This window comes from Tessaracoccus flavus (assembly GCF_001997295.1).
GTDB classification, from domain to species: domain Bacteria; phylum Actinomycetota; class Actinomycetes; order Propionibacteriales; family Propionibacteriaceae; genus Arachnia; species Arachnia flava.
On the sequence record NZ_CP019605.1, the window covers coordinates 2,979,659 to 3,002,868 of the forward strand.

Below are 23,210 nucleotides of genomic sequence, written 5' to 3' on the forward strand. Positions count from 1 at the left end.
CCCCAGGGGTACCCTGGAACCAACCATGAGTACCGCGAAAGTGACAACTACCCGCCGACGACGACCGGACGCCAAGTGTCCGCTCCGGCCGGGTGAGCCTTGCACGCTGTGCCAGGCGTGCGTCACCGGTCCGCAGGACTGCGGGCTGGTCTACCTCATCATGGACGACCCGGAGGCGCGCGAGGCCTTCGCCCAGTCGAAGCGGGTTGCAGCCGATCGGTAGGCTCGGCGCATGGACGACGCCCGCGCCTGTTACCGGCACCCCAATCAGCCGACCCGCATCACCTGTCAGCGCTGCGATCGTCCGATCTGCCCCCAGTGCATGGTGCCCGGATCCGTCGGGTTCCAGTGCCCCGACTGCGTGAGCGAGGGCCTCAAGCAGACCCGGCAGCGCAGCCTCCCGTACGGCGGCACCCGGGTCGACAACCCGAAGGCCACCTCGGTTGTCCTCATCGGCATGAGCGTCGCCGTGTTCCTCGCGGTGCTCGCCACGGGCGGCACGTGGGGGACGGTGTTCAACTGGTTCTCGCTGACGCCGCTGGGCCGCTGCGAAGCGGGCGACGCCTGGCTGGATCTGCCGGCGGCGGCATCCTGCGCTGCGAATGGAGGCACCTGGGTGCCGGGAGTGGCCTCGGGCGCCCCGTGGCAGCTCATCACGTCGGCGTTCACGCACTCGCAGTTCCTGCACATCGGCTTCAACATGCTGATCATCTATCTGCTCGGCCCTCAGATCGAGCAGATCCTCGGCCGCGCGCGCTACCTGGCGCTGTACTTCGTCGCGGCCCTCGGCGGGGCGGCGGGCGTCATGCTGTTCTCGGAGTGGTACACCTCGACGATGGGCGCCTCCGGAGCCGTCTACGGACTCATGGGCGCCATGCTGCTGCTGGCCATGAAGCACAAGGGTGACGTGCGCGGCATCCTGACGTGGCTGGGGCTGAACGTCGTGCTGTCCTTCACCTGGTCGGGCATCTCGTGGCAGGGTCACCTCGGCGGTCTCCTGGGTGGGCTCGCCGTCGCGGCCATCCTGCTGTACCTGCCCCGGGAGCGCCGTGCGACCCTCCAGTGGCCACTCATCGCGCTGGTGGCGGTCGCGTTCCTGGCGCTCATCGCGTGGCGGGCCCTGCAGCTCGTCTGAGCACTTCCGACACGCGATCACAGGTTGTCACTGGCACCCGATCCGGCGTGTCGCAGCGAAGCCGTCAAATCTCTCTGCTAATTTCTGAAGATTTTTCACGTTTCTCTCAGTATTCGTTTAAGCTCCTTTCAGCTAGTCAGAGATCAATTGAGGAGATCGTGTGCTGAGAAGGCTCTGGGGAATCGGGATGGTGACCCTTCTGTTGACCGCGTTGGGGGTCGTCGTCGCCCCTCCCGCCAGGGCCGCTGAACTCCCGGGGTTTCCCATGGCGCTCCCGATCGGGTGGGGCGAGGTGGTCCAGGCGGGCGGCACTCACCCGCACGCCACGAGTGTGCGGAGCTCGGTCGACCTCGGCGCCTCGGGGGGACGGTCCATCGACGTCGTGGCCGCGGCCGACGGCATCGTCACGGTGAGCGGCGCGGGCAGCTGGAGCCGTTGCCAGGTGGTCATCCAGCACGACGACGGCTGGCAGACCCGCTACTACCACCTGAAATCCATCCCGTCGGGACTCCAGAGCGGCCAGCTGGTCAAGGCCGGCACGAAGCTCGGGATGACCGCGATGCCCGGCTCGGAGACCTGCGGGCGGGGCAATTTCCGCCACGTCCACTTCACCCTGCAACGCAACGGTGTGGAGATGCCCATCGACGGCCTCTCCCTCGGCGGCTACACGGTCCGCAGCTCGGGTAGCTCGTACTGCGGCTACTGGACGCGCAACTCCGACGGCGCGATCGTCGCCGACGCGCGGCGCTCCTGCTACGCCGTGCCGTCGGTGAGCAACACCCTGCTCCACCCCGCCGACCTCGATCGCGATGCGAGCATCTCCCGCGGCGACGAGCGCCCCGCGATCTCCGCCACCGACACCATCGACCCGGCGCTGGTCTACACCACCGAAGGCGTGCACTCGGTGGGCGGCCGCGCCTGGCGCACAGCGTGCGAGCCCTACTCGCAGACCGAGCGCTGCCGCACCGAGATCTGGGCCAACACCGTCGTCCAGCGGTACGGCACCAACGTGCTCCAGGAGGGGTGGGCGTTCAACAACCTCACGTACGTGGAGTCGCCCCGCTCGCTGTGGGCGGACAACCCGCTAGGGAACAACGACGAGTGGACCTCCGACGACGGCCGCAAGTGGAGGACGGAGTGCGACACCCCCGCCACGGGACGCAACGGCTGCCGCTCCTACACCTACGCCACCATCGTCTCGGCGACGACGACGTCGAGGGGCACGACGTTCGAGCGCGTCACCGACTGGACGTTCAACAACATCGTCCGCTTCTCCTGATGGGGCCCCGGCGGGCCCAGGCCGAGCGGGGAGAGCCTCCTCAGCGCTGTATGATGCGGAGCTATGAGAGCCGACTCGGGGGGAATCGGGCGAGTGCGCTGCACCGTCTGCGTGCACGTGACCACTGAACCCACCGAGCGGGCAGGAGAGGTGGCCCCGTGACCGGCAAGCTGTTCCTCTCCTCACCGGATGTCACCCAACTCGAAGAAGACGCCGTCGTCCGCGCCGTGCGGTCCGGCTGGATCGCGCCGCTCGGCCCCGAGGTCGACGCGTTCGAGGCCGAGCTGGCCGAGTACACCGGCCGTAGGTTCGCCGTCGCCCTGTCCTCCGGCACCGCCGCCCTGCACCTCGGGCTCCTGACGCTCGGCGTCGGCACCGGCGACGTCGTCGTCACGTCCTCGCTCACCTTCGCCGCCACCGCCAACGCCGTCGTCTACACCGGCGCCGAGCCGGTGTTCGTCGACTGCGACCACACCGGCAACATGAACCCGGACCTGCTCGAGGAGGCGATGACGACCCTCGCCGCCGAGGGCCGAAGCGTCAAGGCCGTCGTGCCGGTGGACATGATCGGCAAGGTGGCCGACCACGCCCGGATCGGCGAGATCGCCGCGCGCCACGGGGCCATCGTCCTGTCGGACGCGGCCGAATCCATGGGGGCCACGCGGGACGGCCGCTCGGCGGCGGCGTTCGGCGTCGCCTCCGCCCTGTCGTTCAACGGCAACAAGATCATGACCACCTCCGGCGGCGGCGCGCTCCTGACCGACGACGAGGCCATCGCCAAGCACGTGCGCTACCTCGCCACCCAAGCCCGCCAGCCGGTGGTGCACTACGAGCACACCGACATCGGCTACAACTACCGCCTCTCCAACGTCCTGGCGGCGCTGGGCCGCGCGCAGCTGTCGCGCCTCGACGCCATGATCGAGCGGCGCCGCGAGATCCGCGGCCGCTACCGCGACCTCTTCGCCGACGTCCCCGGGGTCACGCTCTTCGGCGAGCCGGACGCGCCGTCCGAGGGCACCCGCGACAACTGCTGGCTGACCGCGATCACCGTCGACCCGGAGATCAGCGGCTTCACCGCCAACGATCTCTGGGAGGCACTGGCGCAGGGCAACATCGAGTCGCGCCCCCTGTGGAAGCCGATGCACGCCCAGCCGGTGTTCGCCGACGCCCGCAGCTTCACCGACGGCACGTCCGACGAGCTCTTCCGCACCGGCCTGACGCTGCCCAGCGGCTCGGTGCTGACCGACGATGACCTCGACCGCGTCACCGGTGCGGTGGTCTCGTTCCTGGAGCAGCGGCGTGTCGCCTGAGCCGGGACGACGCAGGTACGACGCGCTCAAGCGCGCCATCGACGTCGCCGCCGCGGCGGCCGGCCTCGTGGTGACCGCGCCCCTCCAACTCGCCCTGGCCGCAGTGGTGCTGAAGGTCCACGGCCGCCCCGTCCTGTTCCGCCAGCAGCGGCCCGGCAAGGACGGCGTCATCTTCGAGCTGGCGAAGTTCCGCTCCATGCGGCACCCCGACGCTGAGCACCAGACGGACGAGGAGCGCCTGACCGGCCTCGGCCGTTTCCTGCGGGCCACCAGCCTCGACGAGCTGCCGAGCCTGTGGAACGTGCTGAAGGGCGACATGAGCCTGGTGGGCCCCCGCCCCCTCCTCGTCGAGTACCTGCCCCGCTACACCCCCGAGCAGGCCCGGCGCCACGAGGTGCGCCCCGGCATCACCGGCCTGGCCCAGGTGAGCGGCCGAAACGGCGTCGCGTGGGAGGACAAGTTCGCGCTCGACGTCCAGTACGTCGACAACCGCAGCCTCGCGCTCGACCTCAGCATCCTGCTCAGGACGCTCACGGCGGTCGTGAAGAGGGAGGGCATCTCCGCCGACGGCCACGCCACAGTCAGCGTCTTCCAGGGCACCGCTGCGGGGGAGGGCCGCGATGACTGAGCGCGTCGTCGTCGTTGGTGCCTCCGGCTTCGGGCGGGAGGCCCTGGACGTGCTGGAGGCGATGCAGGCGGCCGGCGCGGCGCTCGAGATCGTCGGCGTCGTCGACGACCAGCCCTCGCCGCTCAACCTCCACCGGCTGAGCCAGCGGCAGATCGAGTACCTCGGCACCATCGACGACTGGCTGGCTCGGGATGCCGACGAGGCGTACCTCCTGGGGATCGGGTCGCCGCCCGTGCGGCGGATGCTGGTGGAGAAGCTCGACGCCCGCTCCCGGCGCGCCTTCACCGCGATCCACCCCAACGCCTCGGTCGGCAGCCGGGCGGACATCGCCGAGGGCGTCGTCATCTGCGCCGGCGCCGTCGTCTCCACCAACGTGCGCCTCGAGCGCCACGTCCACGTCAACCCCAACGCCACGATCGGCCACGACAGCACGCTGGGGGAGTTCTCCTCCCTCAACCCGGGCGGCGTCGTCTCGGGCGAGGTGGGCATCGAACCCGGCGTGCTGATCGGCGCGACAGCCACCGTGCTCCAGCAGCTCACCGTGGGCGCCGACACGACGGTGGGCGCCGGCGCGCTGGTGACCAAGAACGTGCCGAGCGGCGTCGTCGTCAAAGGGGTGCCCGGCACATGGGCGTGAGGCCCGTCCCCGGACGCAAACGGCTGGTCGTGGGGGTCACCGTCGGCATGAGCGCCGACCTGCTGCTGCGCGGCCAGCTCGCGTGGTTCCGGGAGCGGGGCTGGGACGTCACCCTCATCTCCACCCCCGACGACCAGGCCCAGCGCGCCGCGACCCGCGAGGGGGTCGAGCTGCTGGGCATCCCCATGGCCCGCGGCATCTCCCCCCTCAGCGACCTGACGGGGCTCGTGGCCTGGGTCAGGGCGCTTCGCCGGCTCCGGCCGGATGCGGTCAACGTCGGCACCCCCAAGGCGGCACTGCTCGGCAGCATCGCGGCGTGGCTCACGCGGGTCCCGAGGCGGCTCTACACCGTCCGCGGTCTGCGGCTCGAGGGCTCCAGCGGGCCGCTCAGCCGGGTGCTGTGGCTGATGGAGTGGGTCACCATGCGCGCGGCCACCGATGTGCTGTTCGTCAGCGCCTCGCTCGCCGAGGAGGCGGTGCGCCGTCGGCTCCCCATCGCGGGCAAGAAGCGTCTGATCGGGCAGGGCAGCAGCAACGGTGTCGACGCCGCGGCCGTCCAGACGCGGGTCAGCCAGGTGGACCGCGACGCCCTGCGCGCCGAGCTGGGGCTCAGCGACGAGGATTTCGTCGTCGGCTTCGTGGGCCGCATCAACCCGGACAAGGGCACCGACGTCATCGCGCGGGCCTCCCGCAGCGCCGAGCTGGATCCGCGGGTGAAGTTCCTGATGATCGGCTCCCTGGAGTCGCCGGAACTTCGTGCTGGCCTGGCGTCGCCCGACAGCCGGCTCCGGCACGTGGAGTGGACCGACGACGTCTGGGGCCACCTCGCCGCGATGGACGCGCTGTGCCTGCCCACGCTGCGTGAGGGATTCCCCAACGTGGTGCTGGAGGCCGCCGCCGCCGGTTTGCCGGTGGTGACCACGACGGCCACCGGCGCGGTGGACTCCGTCGTCGACGGGGAGACGGGGTTCCTGATCCCCGTTGGCGACGACGCCGCGCTCGTGGCTAGGCTGAACACGCTGGCGGACCAGCCGGACCTCGCCGCCTCGATGGGCGCCGCCGGGCGCCAGAGGGTGCTGGAGCACTTCGGCCAGGAACAGATCTGGCGGGGCATCGAGCACATCCTCACCGGCCACACGACTCACGACACGAAGGGTGTTATCACGTGAAGGTTCTCGTCACCGGAGGCGCCGGATTCATCGGCTCCAACCTGGCCCGCGCCATGCTGGCCGCGGGCAGCTTCGAGGAGGTGCGGGTCCTCGACGACCTGTCCACCGGCTACGCGGAGAACCTCACGGGACTGGACGTCGCCTTCACCGAGGGCAGCATCCTGGACATGGCCGCGCTCGAGCGGGTGGCGGACGGGGTGGACTCCATCGTCCACCTCGCGGCCATCCCGAGCGTGCCGCGCTCCGTGGCCAACCCCCGCGCCTCGCACGACGCCAACGCCACCGGCACGCTCAACGTGCTGGAGGCGGCCCGCGCCACGGGGGTGGAGCAGGTGATCGTGGCGTCGTCGAGCTCCGTCTACGGCTCCAACCCGACGCTGCCGAAGAACGAGGACGACTGGACCCGGCCGCTCAGCCCCTACGCCGTCTCCAAGCTGGCCACGGAGGGCTACGCGATCGCCTACCAGGCCTCGTATGGCCTGAAGACGCTGCCGTTCCGCTTCTTCAACGTCTACGGCCCAGGCCAGGCCGCCGGGCACGCGTACGCCGCCGTCGTGCCGAAGTTCATCGACGCCGCCCTGTCCGGCCAGGCGCTCGAGATCCACGGCGACGGCCGGCAGTCGCGGGACTTCACGTTCGTGGCGGACGTCTGCCGCGTGATCATGTCCGCCGTGAGCCGCCGGCTCTCGCACCCCGGCCCGGTGAACCTCGCCTTCAACACCAACACGACGCTGCTCGAGTTGATCTCGGAGCTCGAGGCGCAGCTGGGGGAGACCGTGGCGAAGGAGTTCACGGATCCCCGCGTCGGCGACGTCAGGGCGTCGCAGGCCGATTCGCTGCTCCTTCGCGAGCTGTTCCCCGACGTGACGCCGCTGCCGCTCGCCGACGGGCTGAGCGCAACTCTGGCGTGGTACCGCGGGCGGATAGGTCTTGATACAGGTGCAAGTTAGAATGCCTCGGGCAGCCGCAGCAATGAGCAAGAGAGTCGCATGAGCCTTAAAGATTTCCTGAGCATCCTCCGACACCGGTGGCTGGTCATCGTGCTGTGCGTCCTGATTGCTGCCGGCGTGGTGTTCGCCATCACCCCCGCCGAGCGGGACGTCTCGCCCCGCATCGGCTCATACACGGCCACGTCCACCCTTCTCGTCGGCTCCGTCGGCGCGCCTGACGCAGGTGCCGGCTACGCGTCGCTCGGCCGCGTGGCGCTGTTCATCACGACGGGCGAGGTGCCCAGGAACGCGGCCGCGGCCCTCGGCTACGAGGGCGATCCCGCACTGCTGGCGAAGCAGATCACGGTGGAGACCCAGGGCGAATCGGCCTCGGTCACCATCACCACTACCGCCTCCGACGGCGAGCGCGCCGCCAACGTCGTCAACACCTTCGCCAACGAAACGATCGCCTTCTTCGAGACGAGCCCGCCCGGCGCCGAGACCACCCGGCTGAGCGTCCTCCAGGAGGCCACGCCCATCCCGAACGAGAGCACGGCCAACTTCGTCATCCCGCCGGATCGCTGGTTCCGCACCCTGCTCGCCGCCGTCCTGGGTCTGCTGTTCGGCATCGCGCTCGCGCTGGTGCTGGAGCGCTTGGACTCGCGCCTCCGGACGCGCGAGGAGATCGCCGAGGCACTCGACATGCCCATCGTCGGCGTCGTGCCCAAGATCACCGCGGCGCAGCGTCGCAACAAGGAGATCCTCACGGTCACGCAGCCTCTCAGCCCGTACGCCGACGGGTACCGCTCGGTCCGTGCGGCCCTGGCCCACGGCCAGGCCGAGGCTGCTCCGGCGCGCGGTCACCAGTCGCTCGTGGTGCTGGTCAGCTCCGCCCACGTGGCAGAGGGCAAGAGCACCAGCACGGCCAACCTCGCCGCCAGCTTCGCGGAGACCGGAAAGCAGGTGCTGGTGATCGACGCCGACCTCCGCAGCCCGGACGTGCACGAGAAGCTGGACGTGCCCCAGGGCGCGGGCGTCTCGGATCTACTGGTGGACGGCCAAGGCTCGCTGAACTCTGTCATTCGTCCCACCAACATCCCCGGCGTCCGGGTGGTCACCGCCGGCACCAGGCTGGCGCACCCCACGGCACTGGCTAGTCGGATGGGGCCGCTGGTGGCCTCGGCGCGCAAGCGTGCCGACGTGGTGATCATCGACTCCGCGCCGCTCCTTGAAGCAGCCGAGGTGTTCGACATCCTCCCGCACGTCGACGACGTGGTGCTGGTGGCGCGCAGCGGCCGACTCTCCGCCGCCTCCGCGCAGCGGACCAAGGAGATGCTCGCCCGCTTCAACATCCCCGTCGTCGGCGCGGTAATTGTCGGCGCGCCACTGCGGAAGGGCGACATCGGCTACGGATCGGGCTATGGCTACGGCTACGGCGAGACCAAGGGCAAGGCAAAGGGGAAGCGCGGCGGCGCCCGCGCGGTTGCTGACGAGAAGCCCGAGGCATCCCTCGTGGAGCCTGCCGAGGACGTGCAAGCGCAGCGCTCGAAGTAGGCGCGCATGAACATCCGTACGGTCCGAGGGCTGGGAGGGCTGATCACGGGGCTGATCCTCCTGGTCGTCTTCTCCGTGCTGCTGACCCGGGCCATGGACACCACGTCCTACAACACATGGGGGGCGCTGATCTGGGCCCCGCTCATCATCGGCGTGAACCTGTGGCTGATCAGCATCGCGATGCGCAACGAGCCGGACAGGTGGGTGGTCCGGCTCGTCTACATCGGCTACGCCGCCAAGCTCGTCGGCATCGCCGCCCGCTACTTCACCATCTTCGTCCTGTACGACGGCGTCGGTGACGCGTCGCGCTACAACCTGTATGCAGCCCGCTGGTACTTCGAGTGGCGCCGTGGCGTATTCGAGGTCAGCGGCGACGGCAAGTTCGGCACCCACAACACCGAGCTGATCACCACCGCCGTCTACACCGTCGTCGGACCCAGCCCCATCGTCGGCTTCCTGGTGTTCGGCACCCTGGCGTTCTGGGGCTGTGTCCTGCTGTTCAAGGCCTTCCAGGCCGCCGTTCCGGAGGGGAACTTCCGCCGGTACGCCATACTGGTGCTGCTACTCCCATCCCTTCTGTTCTGGCCCTCCAGTATTGGTAAAGAGGCCTTCCTCCTGTTTGGGGTTGGCCTGACGGGACTCGGAGCAGCGAAGTTCTTCAACCGTCGGATCGTCGCGGGCCTCGGTTATCTGACGGCCGGTCTGGTGGCCACGTCCCTCATCCGTCCGCACCTGACGGTGCTGCTGCTGTCGTCCCTTTTCGTCGCACTACTGCTTCGGAGGGGGAGTGGGACACCGACATCATTCCTGGGCAAGACCGTCGGTCTCGCGCTGGTCGCCGCAGCATCCGTGCTAGCGATCACCCAGGCTGCCGACGTCCTGGGCATCGAGGATCTGACGGCCGAGGAGGTTACGGGGGAGATCGACTGGGCGAGCGGACAGACGGATACGGGCGGGTCGGCATTCGTACCCGTGCCGTTGAGTTCGCCCCTGGGGTTGCCGGCCGCCATCATCACTCTGTTGTTCCGGCCCTTTCCCTGGGAGGCCAGTAGCGGGCTCGTCGCCCTCCAGAGCCTCGAGGGGATCGCATTGCTGCTCCTCGCCATCGTCGGCTGGCGACGCCTTGCCCAGGTGCCTCGACTACTGCGGCGCAATGCGTGGGTGGTGTTCGCCGCCGTGTACGTGCTGGCCTTCATCCTGGCGTTCGCCGGCTTCGCCAACTTCGGCATCGTCGCCCGGCAGCGCTCACTCATGATCCCGTTCTTCCTGGCCCTGCTCGCACTGCCCGATCCACGCCGGCCACACAACGCGCTCACCGATAGCGAAGAGAGGCAACTGGCTAATGCCTGACCAGATCTTGTCACCGGCCGGCGCCAGCCAGGGGGTGCGCGGGCTGCTGAAGCGAGCCCTTGCGCTGCTGGGAGGAAACCGCCCGGCCGAAGGTGCCACGCTGCTCATCTACCACCGTGTCGGCGGCGGCACCACCAACGAACTGGACCTGGATCCCGTCGACTTCTCACGGCAGCTGGACCTACTCGCAGATCACGATGTGCTGTCGCTTGATGAGGCCCTGGATCGGCTGGAAGTAGGCGACCGTACCCCGTCGTTCGTGCTCACCTTTGACGACGGATTCGCCGACGTCTACGACAACGCCTGGCCCCTGCTGCGTGACCGCAGGATACCCTTCACTATCTATCTGGCGACCGCCTACATGGGAGAGGTCATGGTGTGGGAGGGCGCCACCGCCACGGGAGAGCCTGGCCGCGGCCTCAGCTGGGACCAGCTTCGAGAGATGGTGGCCTCGGGGCTGTGCACCGTTGGGAACCATACTCATAACCACGTCCGACCCGAGGGGCTGACAGTGGACGAGCTCGACCTCTGCACTCGTCGGATCGAACAGGAGTTGGGGGTCACTCCGAGGCACTTCACCTATCCGTGGGGAATCGTCGTGCCTGAAATGGAAGCGTCCATGCGAGCGCGGTTCCGCAGCGCATCAACCGGCAAACTTGGCCGAAACACCTCGGGAACGAACCGGATGGATCTACGCCGGGTCCCAGTTCGACGCACGGACCCCAAATCGTTCTTTGCCGCCAAGTTGCGCGGCGGGCTGCTCGCTGAATATCTGTATGCCGTCGCGGTGGATCTCGCCAAGGGAGCGTCCCGCCGATGGGGGCGCGTTGTAGGCGTGGGCAACTGATTCTGATCCCATCGGTCCAGACATGGCGGACTCACGAGGAAATTGCCGCCCCTGTTGCGCGTAACGCGTTACTTCTCGTAGGTCAGCTCGCCTAGGATGGCCGAAGTGTACCGAGTGCAAGGGGGAGCCAGATGGCGCACATCAAGGCCGCAGACCTCGAGGTCAGGCGGGCGACGCCGGATGACGACGGTGAGGTCATCCCGCTGCTCCAGGCCGCGTTGAAAAAGGACGAAGATCCCCACTACCGCGCTTTCCTCGAGTGGAAGCACCGCCAGAACCCGTTCGGTGTCTCACCTGCGTGGGTGGCACTCCACGAGGGGCGCATCGTGGGCTACCGCACCCTGCTGAGGTGGCGCTTTATCAACGACGAGGGCAAGAAGGTCACCGCCGTGCGTGCGGTGGACACCGCCACCCACCCCGACTTTCAGGGACTCGGCATCTTCCGGCTCCTCACCGTCCGAGGTGTCGCCGAGCTGACGATGGAGGGTGACGGCATTGTCTTCAACACCCCCAACGACCAGAGCCGGCCCGGCTATCTGAAGATGGGCTGGAGCGAGGTGAAGCGGCTTCCCATCGGGTGTTGCCCTCTGGGACGAAGGCGATGGTCAGGATGGTGTCCTCCCGCGTTCCCGCCGCTCTGTGGTCCGAGGACACCACCGTGGGCATTGCCGGCAGCGAGTTGGCTGACCCCAACCTGGCCAACGCCCTGCTCGCTCACGCTCCGAAGCGTGGATTCCGCACCGACCGGACGCCGGAGTACCTGGCCTGGCGCACGGCCCTCGGGCCTCTGAAGTACCGGATTCTGCTGGCCGACGAACGTGCCCCCGAAAAGGGGGGCGTGATCTTCCGTCTCAAGCGGCGAGGCTCCACGGTTGAGGCCGCGATAGTAGAGCAACTCGTCCCAAATGCCCGCGTAGGTGCGAAGCTCGTGTGGGACGTGGTGAACCGCACGAAGGCCGACTACGCCATCGGACTGCGGACCGGCCCCTCGGCTGGCCTGATCCCCGTGCCCGTTCCGGGAATGGGCCCTCTGCTCACCACGCGCCCACTGGCAGCATCCCCGCCCCTCCGAGCTTGTGGACGCTGACACTGGCCGACGTGGAGTTGTTTTGAGGGGCGATCCGAAGGGCCAGAATGCGCTCGAGTGAAGTCGGCGTTTCTGGCAGCCGCCGGGTCCCTTCTCCGCTGGCGATCAATCATTCCGGCTGGTGTTCAGCGAGCTCGCCTTCCCGGCCAGTTGTCGGTAAACCTCCATCTGGCGTTCGACAGTCTCGCGAATATCGAAGCGGCCACTAACCGAGCGTGCTGCTCGCCCCATCGCAGCACGTGCATCTCCATCACGGCACAGGGTCACGAAAGCCTTCGCCAACTCTCTGTGGTTTCGCGTAGGTACGATCAAGCCGTGGACTCCCGGTTCAATCACGTCAGAGACAAACCCGACGTCGGTGGCAACTGACGGGAGACCACTGCGCATTGCTTCAATGAGAGACAGTGGTCCCCCCTCGTAGGCGGAGGCAATCACGAAAATGTCGGACGCCGCGAGGATGTCAGCGACGTCCGACCTGAAGCCGAGGAATCGCACGCTATCGCCGAGCCCCAGTTCAGCGTGCAGTCCCTCGATCTCTTCCTTCAATGGCCCTTGGCCCAGAACGAGCACCGTGAAGTTCGGGATCTCCAGCCGTGCTACTCCCGTGGCTCGAAGCAGATTTGGATAATCCTTGGGGCGACGCAAGTTGGCCACAGACACCGCGACGACTGCATCATGAGGAATGCCCAGCTCGCGTCGGATTCTCTGTCGAGCATCTGCAGCCGCGTCGAATCGATCGAATTCGATCCCCTGGATCAGCACCTCCGTGCCCTTACCTACCCATGGCCACATCGACGCACGTACACGGCGCGACACGGCCCAGCGATGACTGTCTAGAGGAGCAGTGACTGCGTTCAAGAGTCTGGTCCGTCGGGCGTAGCTTTCCCACTCGTTATGCTCCGTGGTCGCTACTTTCGGGCGAGTCTTTTGCGGAAGAGTTCGCACGAGGAGTCTCACCACACCTGCGAGAAGGGGAGAGTGAGCGTGCACTACATCGAACCCGCCAGTCGCCAACAGCTTCCGCAAGGTTGCTATCCAGTGGTGCCCATCGCCACTCAAGGGGCGCGAAGTGACGCCGAGAGACGCAAGTTCCGCTACAAGTTGCGTCTTGTCTGGACGCACGTAACCAACTTCGACGGAGAGAGAGTCACGGCCAACCAGGCGCGCGAACGACACGAGAAGACGCTCGGCACCGCCGGGGCCCAGTCCTTTGATGAGCCAAAGGACGCGGAGGGGAGGAACTTGGGGCGCGTCTTGATCAGTCATGCACTAATCATGGACCACGGTCGCCCAACAAGCATCTGCAAACGTGTGCCGCGATAGGCTGTGGAGATTGCTGAGGGAGCCTTCTGAGGGGGAGTTGTCGATGGAAGCTGAGATCCACGAGAGAGAGGCTGAGCGCGGCCCGCGTCGAGGGGTCTTGGTTCTCATGCCGAAGGATGCTCGCACGGCGACTGGCCCAGTGTCGGTGTGGTTGACGGCCGCCGGGTGGGCAGAGGCGGCCCAAGAGGCACATGGGGCAGCCTGGATGGTCACCCCGTCCGGCATTCTTGACGGCGGTGAGGCTCGGCTTTTGGCGACTTCCGCTCCAAGGGCGACGCTTCCTCCCGCGGCGGGGTGGAAGCGGCTCATCCCTACGACGTTGAAGACGTTGCGCAAGGATGTGCTGTCCTGGCGTCACGCTCGTTCGTTCAGAGAAGCCGGCCTTGAAGGTCCGTGGGAGCCGGAGGGTCCGCTATGGATCTGGCACCATCACGAACCGTTCCACGACAGCGGATTCGTAGCGAAGCGTCGGTTCGGTTGCCCAGTGGTCGTCTTCGTCGACGCGCCCACGGTGTGGGAGTCAGGCCAATGGGGCGTGAAGCGCCCAGGCTGGGGCAGACTGCTGGAGCGATTCGGCGAAGTCGCACAGCTCCGTGATGCCGATCTCATTGCCTGCGTCACCGAGGAAGTGGCCAATGAGGTCATTCGCCTCGGCGGGCCTCGTGAGCGCGTAATCGTGACCCCCACGGCCGTGGCCCTCGATCGCTTCAATGAGGACGTCAGCGGCGCGGAGGTCCGGGCTCGGTACGGTCTAGAGGGTCGGACCGTAGTCGGCTGGGTCGGGACGTTTCACAAGTTTCACGGTCTCGACCTGCTCGTCGAGGCTTACGCCGCTGTGGAGCGTGAGCGAAGGGACACATCACTCCTGCTGGTAGGTGACGGCCAAGACCGCCCACGCATTGAAGCACTGGTGGACAGCTTCGGCCTCCGACAGGTCGTGTTCGCTGGCGCAGTCCCTCAGGATCAGGTACCCAGCCACCTCGCGGCTATGGACGTAGCCAGTGTCGTTGACCCAGGCACGGGGAGCTTCCACTACTCACCCCTCAAACTCAAGGAGTACTTGGCATGCGGCCGCGCCGTCGTGGCCCCTGCCTCGGGTCAAGTGGCGCGGTACGTCGCGGACGGCACCCATGCCTTGCTGGTCCCGGCTGGTGACGCTCCGGCCCTCACACGGGCACTCCTTCGTCTGGTGGACGACCCCGGGCTCCGATCCTCGCTGGGCGCCGCAGGGAACGCTTTGGTACGGGAGACGGGCACTTGGGCGCACCAGCTGCGAACGGTTGAAGACGCGCTGACCAGCCGTGGGTGGGTCAGTGCCTAGCAACCCCCCTGATAGCCAGCAGCCCTCTCGCGTGCCGAGGATCGTCCACATCCTCTTTGGTGGCCTCGGGGGCCATGGGTCGGTGGTGTTCTCGCTCATCAAAGCCAGTCGGGGAGCCGCCCTTCACGAGCTTGCCTTTGTCAGCACGGGCGAGTTGTTAACGGACTACCGCGCCAAGTGCGAGCGTGACGGAATCACGTACGTGCACGAGCGGACGTCCGGCGGAGCGGACTTTGGATTCCAGTGGCGCCTGTTCCGCTGGATACTGGCGCGGCGCCCAGACACGGTCGTCGTGCACTCCACGGGATCTGTCGGGGCCGCATTGGCCGTGAAGCTGCTGCGCTGGCACACCCGAATCGTCGTCGTGGAGCACCAGTCCTGGGATCTCCGAGGACGCCGGTACAACATCGCCACCACGCTCTCCCTGTTGGCCGCCGACAACGTGCTCGTCCTGAACGAGGACTACGTACGCAAACTGAGAGGGCACTTCCCCCGGGTCTCTCGTCGGGTGTCCATCGACGTCGTCCGCAACGGTATCGATACGGACCACTACGTCCCCCGGCCTATGCCTTCGTGGCCGGCCGAAACACTACTTATTGGAATGCAGTCACGCATCATCCCCATCAAGGACCATGCAACGTTGATACGCGCCATTCATCTCTTGCGGGAGAGGGGTCTCGACGTTCACCTAGAACTAGCTGGTGACGGTTCCAGCCGAGGCGATCTCGAGGCGCTGGTGAGCGACCTCGACTTACGAGATAGAGTCACGTTCCGCGGGATGCTGAACGAGTCAGAGCTCGTGGAGTTTCTGCAGGGGCTCGACATTTACGTCCACGCTTCTCTCGGAGAGGCTATGAGCACGGCGTTGCTGCAGGCTATGAGTTGCGGGCTGCCCGTGGTGGCGTCGGATGTGCCAGGCATCGCCGATCTCGTCGCTGGATCCGACGCGGCTATCCTCGTGCCCCCCCAGTCGCCAGAGCCCCTGGCCGACGTCGTTGCTTCGCTGTGTGCCGATCCGAAGGGACGCGAGTCGCTCGGCAAAGCTGCGCGCGAGTTCGTGATGTCCGGCTACAGCCTGGATGCGATGTGGCAAAGCTACGGGCCATTCCTCGTGGGAACGCACGGGAGGCGCTCGGCCGGACGTGGAGGATCGGCGTCGTGATCGTCGAGTTCGTCGGCCCCCCCGGCGCAGGAAAGTCCACGATTGCCCGGGAGTTGGCCCGTCTCACGGGACAGTCGAGCGTCACTCTTGACGGCTACCGGACGCCCCAGGGGCGCCTCTTGTCTCCCCGCGAGGTCACCCTTCAAAGATGGTGGTCAGCGGCTTCACAGCCCGCGCTAGCGCGGGCTGCACTGGATTGCGCGCGTCGAGAGGGTAGGGGCCTGGCGCTCAGTTGGATGATCAACCTCGCGCGTCGGAATCGCATGATGGAAGACCTCGAGGGTGGCGGTCTCATCCTTGAGGAGGGTACGTTGAGCGCCCTGTGCCTCGCACAGGCGGCACGGTCCCGACCCTGGGAGATGCTCTCCGTACTGCCGCACCTCGCACACGGCGACACGGTTGTCGTTATCGATATCGACGTAGACACAGCAGTGGAGCGGATCCGACTCCGCCAAGGAATCCTGGCGGATAGGGACGCCGGTAGCTTGCGGAGGCTCATCTCGGGTTATCAAAGTGCTCTAGCTGAACTGAGCTCCGCGATTGACCCGGCACCCATTCAGATGACCTCCGACCAACTTCCCAACATAATCGCCGCCCGATTGCTGGAGTTGCTCTCAGAGCCGGCTCTCGCTCGGGGGGCGCGTTGAGCCTCACGCGGTTTGATTTCGCCCGGAGAAACGCGGGCTTCGGGCTGATCTCAACGCTTGTCACGGTCGTCCTCGGGTTCGTCTCCCGAAGTATCTTCATTGCCGAACTGGGCGCCGCTTACCTAGGCGTCAACACGCTGATGCTGAACGTCGTTGGGGTGCTCTCTTTCGCGGAGCTCGGGATTGGTTCAGCGATGAGTTACAGCCTCTACAAGCCCGTGGCGGAAGGGGACGCCCCTCTGGTTCGTGCCCTCAGCGACTTCTACAAGAAGGCCTACCGGGTCATCGCCCTGATAGTGACGATCGTGGGCTTGGCGCTCCTTCCGTTCATTCCGAACCTCGCGAACGAGGCTGGGGATTTGGGTGATCTGCGCGTCTACTACACCTTGTACCTGCTCGCCAACGTGATGAGCTACTTCGCGGTCTACAAGACGGGCCTCGCTACCGCCGAACAACGGACCTATCTGGTCACGAACATCCGCACGGTAGCTTCGGTCGTCCTGCAAGTTGCACAGATCGTTAGCCTCCTCATCTGGGGTGACTTCCTGATCTATCTCGTGGTCATGGTGCTCGCACGAGCAGCGGAACAACTCTTCCTGAACGTGTATCTGAGCCGCAGGTACCGAAATTACCTGCAGCCACCGGATGCACCCTTGCGTCAGGAGCAGCTCGAGCCGATCAAGCGGAACGTCAAGGCGCTCATCTGGCACAAGCTCGGAGACGTGGCAGTCAACCAGACCGATAGCATCATCATCGCTGCCTTCGTGAACGTGACGGTGCTCGGCTTCATCGCGAACTATAACCTGATCATCAACACGGCTTCTATGCTCCTGCTCGTGATCATGAACGCTGCGATCGGGAGTTTCGGGAATGCGATTGCGACGGCAGCTCCAAAGGATGTGTACCGCAACTACAAGACCTATAGGTTTGCGGCCTTCTGGATCTACGGGATGGCGACCGCTGGGATGTACGCCCTCATCACGCCTCTCATCACCTTGTGGCTTGGGCCCGACATGGTAATTCCGCAGGAAGTGGCTCTGCTGATTCTGCTTAACTTCTACCTCTTGGGCCAGCGTGCCACTGTCAACACGGTGAAGTCAGCGGCTGGTATCTGGGATGCGGACAAGTACTTGCCGCTCATCCAGGCGATCGTCAACCTCGGACTCTCGATCATCTTGGTCCAAGCCGTTGGCCTGGTGGGGGTCTTCATCGGTACCCTCGCGCAGGGCCTCTTGGCCACCATCGTGCGACCGCTCATCGTCTACCCCCGTGTCTTTGGTAGTCCTGCGCGGGAGTACTTCATCGATGGGGCCAAGTACCTTCTGGTGCTCGTCGTTGCCGCTGTGAGTTCTGCCCTTGCCGTGGACGCGTGGCTTGGGCCCATTACCTTGGGGTCCATGCTGCTGGCGATCCTCTGCGTCGGGCTCTGGATCAATCTGATCTTTGCGCTTGTCTTCGGGCGGCGACCGGAGTTCACCGAACTTGTTCGTCGACTCTCACCGCGCAAGCGGTAGGGCTGCGTTCAGTGCCAACTCGTCCATTCGCTGGCCCAGAAGGAAATCTCAGACCAGAGAGCGGGGCACAGGAGGCTTAGCGACGCTTATTGCGGTTGAGCCCCTCAACCGGCTCGCTGACCGTCAGTGTCTCGCCCGCCAGATCAGAGTTGTAGTGAGGTTCTCAGGAAGCCCAGCGACTTCGAGCGAGCCGTCGCCAATCTGTCATCCACGGCGGACCAATCGATCTCCGTTGCTCCATCCAAGTTGTCAGCTTGGGCTAGGAATCGGTCCGTTAGCCCGGTGTGGCTTAGCAGCGTCTCGAATCGAGAGTTCATCCCGCCCCTGCCGACCAACAGAAACGGGCGGTGGAAAAGCACAGCGAAAACTGCGGTGTGGAATGAGTCGGTCACGACCAGTTCCGAACCCTGAATGGCGCCGATGAACTCCAGCGGCCCCATCGCCAGCAACTCGGGGTCGATGGGATCGTGCAGATCCACGATCTCCAGGTCCTTCCTGCGGGCGAATCCCTCGACGCCACTCAGATCAGCACCGGATGCGGGCGTTCCATCACCAGCGGCAAGCATGAACTTCGCCACGTATCCGCCACCTGACAACCGATGCGGCCTCCGTGCCAGTTCGTGCCAGCGGCTGGGCTCCAACACCATGGTGGGATCCAGTACGACCTGTGCATCCAGCCCTGCCAGCTCACGGACGAGCTCGGAGGCGCGCTCCTCCCGGACCGACACGGTTGTCAAACCCCGCAGACCATTCCGATAGCGGCCCGCTGCGTACTTCGGGATGGAAGGCACCCCGAAACTCGCGGCGTAGGCGATGCGCCTGCCCTCCGGAGCGAAGCTGAGAAACCACTCCGGATTCGCATGCGTGTAGGCGGGATTCCAGACCTGATCAGATCCCACGACGAAGTGGCTGTATAGAGCAAGCTCCTCAGTGCTCATGTCCTGAAACCCCGCGGGTGCCACTTGGATGAACTCTTCGCTGAATGCACGGATGGCGGCTTGGCGCTCCGGCGGGGACGAGTACGTGTCCGGTCGGATGCCAGCGCCTCGCTGACGAACCCGCTCGAACAGTTCCTGTGGCGGCGTAAGCGCAAGGCGCTTGGCCCTGACGAGACGGGATTCCGCACGCGGCAGCCCGTCGATGGCCTCGACACGTTCGACACCCAGAGACTTAAGTACCTCCTGCAACGCATAGTTCTGCAGTCGGTTGCCGAAGTTGGTGTACCCCCCAAGGGTCACGATGCCTACCGCGCTCACGGTTGCCTCACTCCCTGCCTAGCGCGCCCGCTCAGACGTTCCAACCGAAGTTGGTTCAGCCGAACGAAAAGCATAGGACTCACGGCCAAGGTCCCGGCCTTCAGCCGGGTGGACATACCCAGCCCGCGCGCCAAGACAATCTTCGAAGACTCAGTCCTGATTGTCTTGATCAACGTAGGAATCTCTGGCGTCCAGTCTCGCCTCGGTTGAGCGTAAGCGTCTTGCGCCAATGTCGCGAAGATGTTGGCCCGCGTCGCCACGACGAAGGGAGCCAAGTGAGGTGCCGCTTCCTCGACCATCCTCTGCAAGACATGCGTCATTTCGATGCCCGTTAGCCGCTTTGGGTTGACCTTGCTGCGCGTTGCGCTGTCCTTCGATTGCACGTAGTGGTAGTACGGATCGGGGATGAGGAACGACCATCTCGCCCGCCGGGCCACCTCTATGACGAAGACCGTGTCCTCACCCCAGTGCAGGTCTTCTCTGAATCGGGTCGGCCCGATCAACTCCCGGCGGAACACTCTGGTCCAGACGAAACGGTTCGTCGTCTCAAGGACGGCTTCCAGCCCAGTCACCGTGCCGTGCAGCCCATGGAAGCGCCCGGAGATTCCGTAAGCCACGGACTCCGCGGCCTGATCTACGAAGTACTGGAAAGAGACGAAGTCGATGTCGTTGCCGTCGAACGCCCCGACAACGCTCGCATACGTCTCGGGCTCCAGCCAGTCGTCCGAATCGACGAAGCTGACGTAGTCACCCTGGGCCGAGGCCAAACCGACGTTTCTGGCCCGCGAGACGCCAGCGTTCTTCTGGGTCACCACCCGAGCCCGAGTGTCCTCAGCGGCGAACGCCTCCAGCATCTGGAGACTGCGATCCGTGGACCCGTCATCGACGAGGATGATCTCCAGATCACGATACGTCTGCCCGGCCAGGCTCGCGAGGCACTTGGGAAGGTGGGCCTCCGCGTTGTATACGGGGACAATGACACTAACCGTCCCCGGCATCGGTGCCCTTCCCCCGCAGCCGCCAGTTGATGTCGTATGCATACATGACGTCAGCTACCCACATGCGTGCACCGGCTAGAAGCGACCCGGCACCCCGCCTGTACTGCTCAATCCTGAGCAAGAGCGCCCCGCCCTGCAGAAGGCTCGGGTTCTCGGTGAAGTTGATCCTTCGTTGAAGGTGCTCTGCCATGTCGGTGATGAGCTCGGCCTGGATTGGGTCGAGGGAGTCTTGCACCTGGGGCTCCTGTAGCAGGGACAGGTGAGCTTTCTGGGCCTCGCGCAGCATGAGGATTCGCTTGCTGTTGGGGCTTGCCAAGGCGCTCTTCTTCCGGAGACGACCCAAGGAGATGTTGGAATCGTGGACCCGCCGCCGCACCAACCGCTCCGGCACCAATACGGCCCGGCCGAAGATTGCACTCAGGATCCCGATATACCAGTCAGCGCCTAGGCTCTTGCTCAGCGCCGGGTAGTGAGTGATGCTGGCGATAGTCCGTACGAGTTCTCCCCGAACGCCCATCGCATGGAGGGGGATCCGAGACGATCCAAGGAAGTCGATCAAGTCGAGCCGTCTGGCTCCAACGTAGTTGCCAGGCAGAGCAACCTCCCCTACGCGACGGCTCAGACCCTCGTCATCGACAAGAAGCCCTCGGGAGTCGATCAGACTGGTTCTGGACACCACCAGACTCAGCCCTGGGTCTTGCTGAAGATAGTCGGCCAGGGTCGCCGCCTTGTTCGGCTCCCAAACGTCATCCTGGTCAGCGAGCAGCACGAGGTCGCCGTTTAAGCCCTTGAGGTGGGTGAGGACGTTCGAGGCCGGGCCAAGGTTGCGCTCGTTCTGCACAATCGACCAACCACTGAGGCCCCTGTCTCGGATGAACCGCTCGACGATGTCAACGGTGTCGTCCGTGGAGCCGTCGTCGGCGATGAGCACTTGCGCGACCGGCATCGTCTGCTGCGCGATTGATTCTAGCTGCGCTTCAATGAACCTCGCGCCGTTGTACGTGGTGATGAGCGCCGAGACCGTCGCGATTGGCTGCACACCTACGCTGCCCTGCGGCGCAACGTGTTGAGGCGTTCCCGCGGGCGAGACGGGGCGCGTCACCATTGCCTGCACAAGCTTGGCGCGGAGACGCAAACGGTCCTTCCCTCTTGGATGGGCCAGCTCCCCTAGACGCCGATGAGAAACACGTGCCAAGGTTCCATCGCCGGCCTTCGCGGCGATGTCGAGCACCTTCCGCTCTCTGAGCTCATCGATGAGCCGTTCCCACTTGATCTTCTCCGCGTCACTCATCGGGATCGTTTCCAGCGTGCGGAGCTTGAACTCACGGTGCTCGTCTGCCCGATGAATCTGGGCCTCAGGTGATGTGTCCCCACGGGACATGCTGTTGGGGAGGATCATGTAGTTGTAGAGGGGGCGATCAAGATAGTGGCGCTCGTACTTGTGGTAGAGCGGGAGCAGCATCTGCCAGTTCTGTCCACGACGGGCAGGGTAGATCTCACGTCCAGGATGGGTTTCGTCAAACATCGACATCCGGGCCATGTGGCAGCCGGGCGCGAAGATGGACCCGGCACGCAACAAATGCTCGAACTGCCACGGTTCATGGCTGGTGGGGAAGGAGGTTGAGACCCTCCCAGTGACATTCGATGGGTCGCGGGCGTCCCGGATCCATGCGTCAGATGTGACCACACCGACCTCAGGACGGGCCTCCAGGATGGCCACCCTCTCCTCAACCGAGGTCGGCTCCAGATAGTCGTCCGCATCAGGCCAGCAGACGTAATCACCGGTCACGTGTCGGAGCCCCGCGTAGATGGCGCCACCAAGCCCGGCGTTCTCCTGCTGGACGTAGACGAATCGGGAGAGGCGATGACGGAGTCGCGGCTCGTAGGCGCGAACGATGTCATCCGTCCCGTCGGTTGAGCCATCGTTGACGAGGATGAACTCGATGTTTGGGTGGGTCTGCGCCAACACCGACTCGATCAGCTTGGAGACGTGCTGTTCCCCGTTGAAGCAGGGCGTGATGATACTGACCAGCGGCGCGGTGCTGCTTGCCTGCGCCTCATTGTCGGGCTCAGGGGTGGAACCAAGCGAGGTCATCGATGCTCCTCTTCTGGCTTCGTGCGACTCGCGCACCTTCCTTCGCGTGGCCGAACGCGATGACCACGACGATATCCTCCCCTTCGGGAATGTCGGCCACCTTCCGCAGGCGAGCGCTGCTTACGCTTGGCAGCGACCAGTTGAGCATGCACGTGGCAAAGCCCCTGGCGTGGGCCGCCCACACTAACGTCATCGCAAAAAGTCCCCCGTCCACCCAGCGCTGATTGCGCTCATCGGGGCCGACGAAGAGTGCCCGCCGGGCGGTGACGACGCCCACGGCTGGCACTACGTGGGCAAAGCCGGTGGCGCCGTTCTGGATCTTCAGGATCGCGTCGATGTCCTCACGAGAGCGGTACATGTGCACTCGGAACCCCTGCCTGTTGCAAACGGAGGGCGTGTTGCGGGCCAGCTCGACGATCGAACGGAGTTCCCCCTCCGTCGGCACGTTGTCGGGGTCGAAGTTCCGGACGCTGTGGCGGGAGCCGAAGAAGACGCGCGCGCCGTCCTCGTCCAGAGCCACGGGCGCGGACGTGAGGAATGGCGTGGCCTCGACGTTGATGGATCCCTGCTCGTTCCACTCGTCCAAGCTCTCCAATGCGCGCTCACCGTAGCCGATGTAAGGCCGCTCGCGGGTTTCAGAGGGTGTCTGAGAAAGGAGTGCGGACATCCGCTCCCGCAGCTCCTTGCCGAATGGGCGCTTGGGAGCCGGAAGCGCGAGTCCCTTCTCCACTCGGTGATAATCCATAGTGACACGGGCCTCGTGCCTTGCCGGAGTGTGGACAGCACGCGACCACGCGTCGCTCGAGCCGGCAGCACGTTGGTATCGCCAGCCGTCAATCAAGGTCTCCCGGAGCGCCACCGCCTCGTGGCGTATGGGCATTGGGATCAGCCCCGCGACAGCTTGCCGCAACAGACTAAGGAGTCTCATCCGAGCTTTCCTCCGCATGCTAGATGTATCAATGGTCGACG

20 protein-coding genes and 1 pseudogene are annotated in these 23,210 nt (G+C 65.6%); 15 read left to right on the forward strand and 6 right to left on the reverse strand.

Annotated elements, in window-relative coordinates:
• Positions 1-25: 25 nt before the first annotated feature.
• From RPIT_RS13645 to RPIT_RS13700, 12 genes are all read left to right on the forward strand, one after another.
• Entirely contained in the window at positions 26-223 is a 198-nt protein-coding gene (locus RPIT_RS13645) for a DUF6767 domain-containing protein (RefSeq protein WP_077343944.1), read from the forward strand.
• 9 nt (positions 224-232) lie between these two features.
• Entirely contained in the window at positions 233-1,135 is a 903-nt protein-coding gene (locus RPIT_RS13650) for a rhomboid family intramembrane serine protease (protein ID WP_143028287.1), read from the forward strand.
• Positions 1,136-1,295: 160 nt separating this feature from the next.
• Positions 1,296-2,414, forward strand: coding sequence for a M23 family metallopeptidase (locus RPIT_RS13655; RefSeq protein ID WP_162274572.1), 1,119 nt, complete (start codon positions 1,296-1,298; stop codon positions 2,412-2,414).
• Positions 2,415-2,572: 158 nt separating this feature from the next.
• Positions 2,573-3,724 (forward strand): DegT/DnrJ/EryC1/StrS family aminotransferase, encoded by a 1,152-nt coding sequence (locus tag RPIT_RS13660; protein ID WP_077343946.1) that lies wholly within the window; start codon positions 2,573-2,575, stop codon positions 3,722-3,724.
• Positions 3,714-4,352 carry a sugar transferase gene (locus RPIT_RS13665; RefSeq protein WP_269466364.1) on the forward strand — a complete coding sequence of 213 codons (639 nt, stop codon included), beginning with the start codon at positions 3,714-3,716 and terminating at the stop codon, positions 4,350-4,352. The genes RPIT_RS13660 and RPIT_RS13665 overlap by 11 nt, the downstream gene beginning before the upstream one ends.
• A complete protein-coding gene (locus RPIT_RS13670) occupies positions 4,345-4,989 on the forward strand; it encodes an acetyltransferase (protein ID WP_077343948.1) in 645 nt (214 codons plus the stop codon). The genes RPIT_RS13665 and RPIT_RS13670 overlap by 8 nt, the downstream gene beginning before the upstream one ends.
• Positions 4,980-6,158 (forward strand): glycosyltransferase family 4 protein, encoded by a 1,179-nt coding sequence (locus tag RPIT_RS13675; RefSeq protein WP_077343949.1) that lies wholly within the window; start codon positions 4,980-4,982, stop codon positions 6,156-6,158. Before RPIT_RS13670 ends, RPIT_RS13675 begins: the two co-directional genes overlap by 10 nt.
• The gene (locus RPIT_RS13680; protein WP_077343950.1) at positions 6,155-7,108 is read left to right on the forward strand and encodes an NAD-dependent epimerase/dehydratase family protein; all 954 of its coding nucleotides are present in this window, start codon (positions 6,155-6,157) and stop codon (positions 7,106-7,108) included. Before RPIT_RS13675 ends, RPIT_RS13680 begins: the two co-directional genes overlap by 4 nt.
• A 39-nt stretch (positions 7,109-7,147) precedes the next feature.
• Complete coding sequence (locus RPIT_RS13685) at positions 7,148-8,641, forward strand: polysaccharide biosynthesis tyrosine autokinase (protein WP_077343951.1); 1,494 nt, start codon at positions 7,148-7,150, stop codon at positions 8,639-8,641.
• A 6-nt stretch (positions 8,642-8,647) separates the two neighbouring features.
• On the forward strand, positions 8,648-9,991 hold the full coding sequence (locus RPIT_RS13690; RefSeq protein WP_077343952.1) for a hypothetical protein: 1,344 nt from the start codon (positions 8,648-8,650) through the stop codon (positions 9,989-9,991).
• Positions 9,984-10,838, forward strand: coding sequence for a polysaccharide deacetylase family protein (locus tag RPIT_RS13695; RefSeq protein ID WP_077343953.1), 855 nt, complete (start codon positions 9,984-9,986; stop codon positions 10,836-10,838). Before RPIT_RS13690 ends, RPIT_RS13695 begins: the two co-directional genes overlap by 8 nt.
• 131 nt (positions 10,839-10,969) lie before the next feature.
• The gene (locus RPIT_RS13700) at positions 10,970-11,629 is read left to right on the forward strand and encodes a GNAT family N-acetyltransferase (RefSeq protein ID WP_226996273.1); all 660 of its coding nucleotides are present in this window, start codon (positions 10,970-10,972) and stop codon (positions 11,627-11,629) included.
• Between the two features lie 401 nt (positions 11,630-12,030).
• Here the strand turns inward: RPIT_RS13700 and RPIT_RS15845 are convergent, their stop codons facing one another.
• Both RPIT_RS15845 and RPIT_RS16200 read right to left on the reverse strand, forming a co-directional pair.
• The gene (locus RPIT_RS15845) at positions 12,031-12,687 is read right to left on the reverse strand and encodes a glycosyltransferase (RefSeq protein ID WP_226996420.1); all 657 of its coding nucleotides are present in this window, start codon (positions 12,685-12,687) and stop codon (positions 12,031-12,033) included.
• A 99-nt stretch (positions 12,688-12,786) separates the two neighbouring features.
• Positions 12,787-13,191 (reverse strand): annotated as a pseudogene (locus RPIT_RS16200) (glycosyltransferase); the annotation flags it as partial.
• A 262-nt stretch (positions 13,192-13,453) separates the two neighbouring features.
• Here RPIT_RS16200 and RPIT_RS13710 point away from each other — a divergent pair.
• From RPIT_RS13710 to RPIT_RS13725, 3 genes are all read left to right on the forward strand, one after another.
• Positions 13,454-14,569 carry a glycosyltransferase family 4 protein gene (locus RPIT_RS13710; protein ID WP_226996421.1) on the forward strand — a complete coding sequence of 372 codons (1,116 nt, stop codon included), beginning with the start codon at positions 13,454-13,456 and terminating at the stop codon, positions 14,567-14,569.
• Positions 14,570-14,600: 31 nt separating this feature from the next.
• Entirely contained in the window at positions 14,601-15,731 is a 1,131-nt protein-coding gene (locus tag RPIT_RS13715; protein ID WP_162274573.1) for a glycosyltransferase family 4 protein, read from the forward strand.
• Positions 15,732-16,374: 643 nt separating this feature from the next.
• The gene (locus RPIT_RS13725; RefSeq protein ID WP_077343958.1) at positions 16,375-17,892 is read left to right on the forward strand and encodes a lipopolysaccharide biosynthesis protein; all 1,518 of its coding nucleotides are present in this window, start codon (positions 16,375-16,377) and stop codon (positions 17,890-17,892) included.
• Between the two features lie 143 nt (positions 17,893-18,035).
• On the opposite strand, the gene RPIT_RS13730 is transcribed toward RPIT_RS13725, so the two are convergent.
• The 4 genes from RPIT_RS13730 to RPIT_RS13745 are packed head-to-tail and all read right to left on the reverse strand — an operon-like array spanning position 18,036 to position 22,971.
• Complete coding sequence (locus RPIT_RS13730) at positions 18,036-19,148, reverse strand: polysaccharide pyruvyl transferase family protein (RefSeq protein WP_077343959.1); 1,113 nt, start codon at positions 19,146-19,148, stop codon at positions 18,036-18,038.
• Positions 19,145-20,146: a glycosyltransferase family 2 protein gene (locus RPIT_RS13735; protein WP_162274574.1), complete on the reverse strand. Its 1,002-nt coding sequence runs from the start codon at positions 20,144-20,146 to the stop codon at positions 19,145-19,147. The genes RPIT_RS13730 and RPIT_RS13735 overlap by 4 nt, the downstream gene beginning before the upstream one ends.
• Positions 20,130-22,241, reverse strand: a complete 2,112-nt coding sequence (locus RPIT_RS13740) for a glycosyltransferase family 2 protein (RefSeq protein WP_077343961.1) — start codon at positions 22,239-22,241, stop codon at positions 20,130-20,132. The genes RPIT_RS13735 and RPIT_RS13740 overlap by 17 nt, the downstream gene beginning before the upstream one ends.
• Positions 22,216-22,971: a nitroreductase family protein gene (locus RPIT_RS13745; RefSeq protein ID WP_162274575.1), complete on the reverse strand. Its 756-nt coding sequence runs from the start codon at positions 22,969-22,971 to the stop codon at positions 22,216-22,218. Before RPIT_RS13745 ends, RPIT_RS13740 begins: the two co-directional genes overlap by 26 nt.
• Between the last annotated feature and the right edge of the window lie 239 nt (positions 22,972-23,210).

Excerpts from the sequence above, each read along its gene's own strand:
- RPIT_RS13685 (WP_077343951.1), top strand. The coding sequence starts at position 7,148 with ATGAGCCTTAAAGATTTCCTGAGCATCCTCCGACACCGGTGGCTGGTC.
- RPIT_RS13695 (WP_077343953.1), top strand. The coding sequence starts at position 9,984 with ATGCCTGACCAGATCTTGTCACCGGCCGGCGCCAGCCAGGGGGTGCGC.
- RPIT_RS13645 (WP_077343944.1), top strand. The coding sequence starts at position 26 with ATGAGTACCGCGAAAGTGACAACTACCCGCCGACGACGACCGGACGCC.
- RPIT_RS13670 (WP_077343948.1), top strand. The coding sequence starts at position 4,345 with ATGACTGAGCGCGTCGTCGTCGTTGGTGCCTCCGGCTTCGGGCGGGAG.
- RPIT_RS13690 (WP_077343952.1), top strand. The coding sequence starts at position 8,648 with ATGAACATCCGTACGGTCCGAGGGCTGGGAGGGCTGATCACGGGGCTG.
- RPIT_RS13710 (WP_226996421.1), top strand. The coding sequence starts at position 13,454 with ATGGTCACCCCGTCCGGCATTCTTGACGGCGGTGAGGCTCGGCTTTTG.
- RPIT_RS13740 (WP_077343961.1), bottom strand. The coding sequence starts at position 22,241 with ATGACCTCGCTTGGTTCCACCCCTGAGCCCGACAATGAGGCGCAGGCA.
- RPIT_RS13675 (WP_077343949.1), top strand. The coding sequence starts at position 4,980 with ATGGGCGTGAGGCCCGTCCCCGGACGCAAACGGCTGGTCGTGGGGGTC.
- RPIT_RS13700 (WP_226996273.1), top strand. The coding sequence starts at position 10,970 with ATGGCGCACATCAAGGCCGCAGACCTCGAGGTCAGGCGGGCGACGCCG.
- RPIT_RS13650 (WP_143028287.1), top strand. The coding sequence starts at position 233 with ATGGACGACGCCCGCGCCTGTTACCGGCACCCCAATCAGCCGACCCGC.
- RPIT_RS13735 (WP_162274574.1), bottom strand. The coding sequence starts at position 20,146 with ATGCCGGGGACGGTTAGTGTCATTGTCCCCGTATACAACGCGGAGGCC.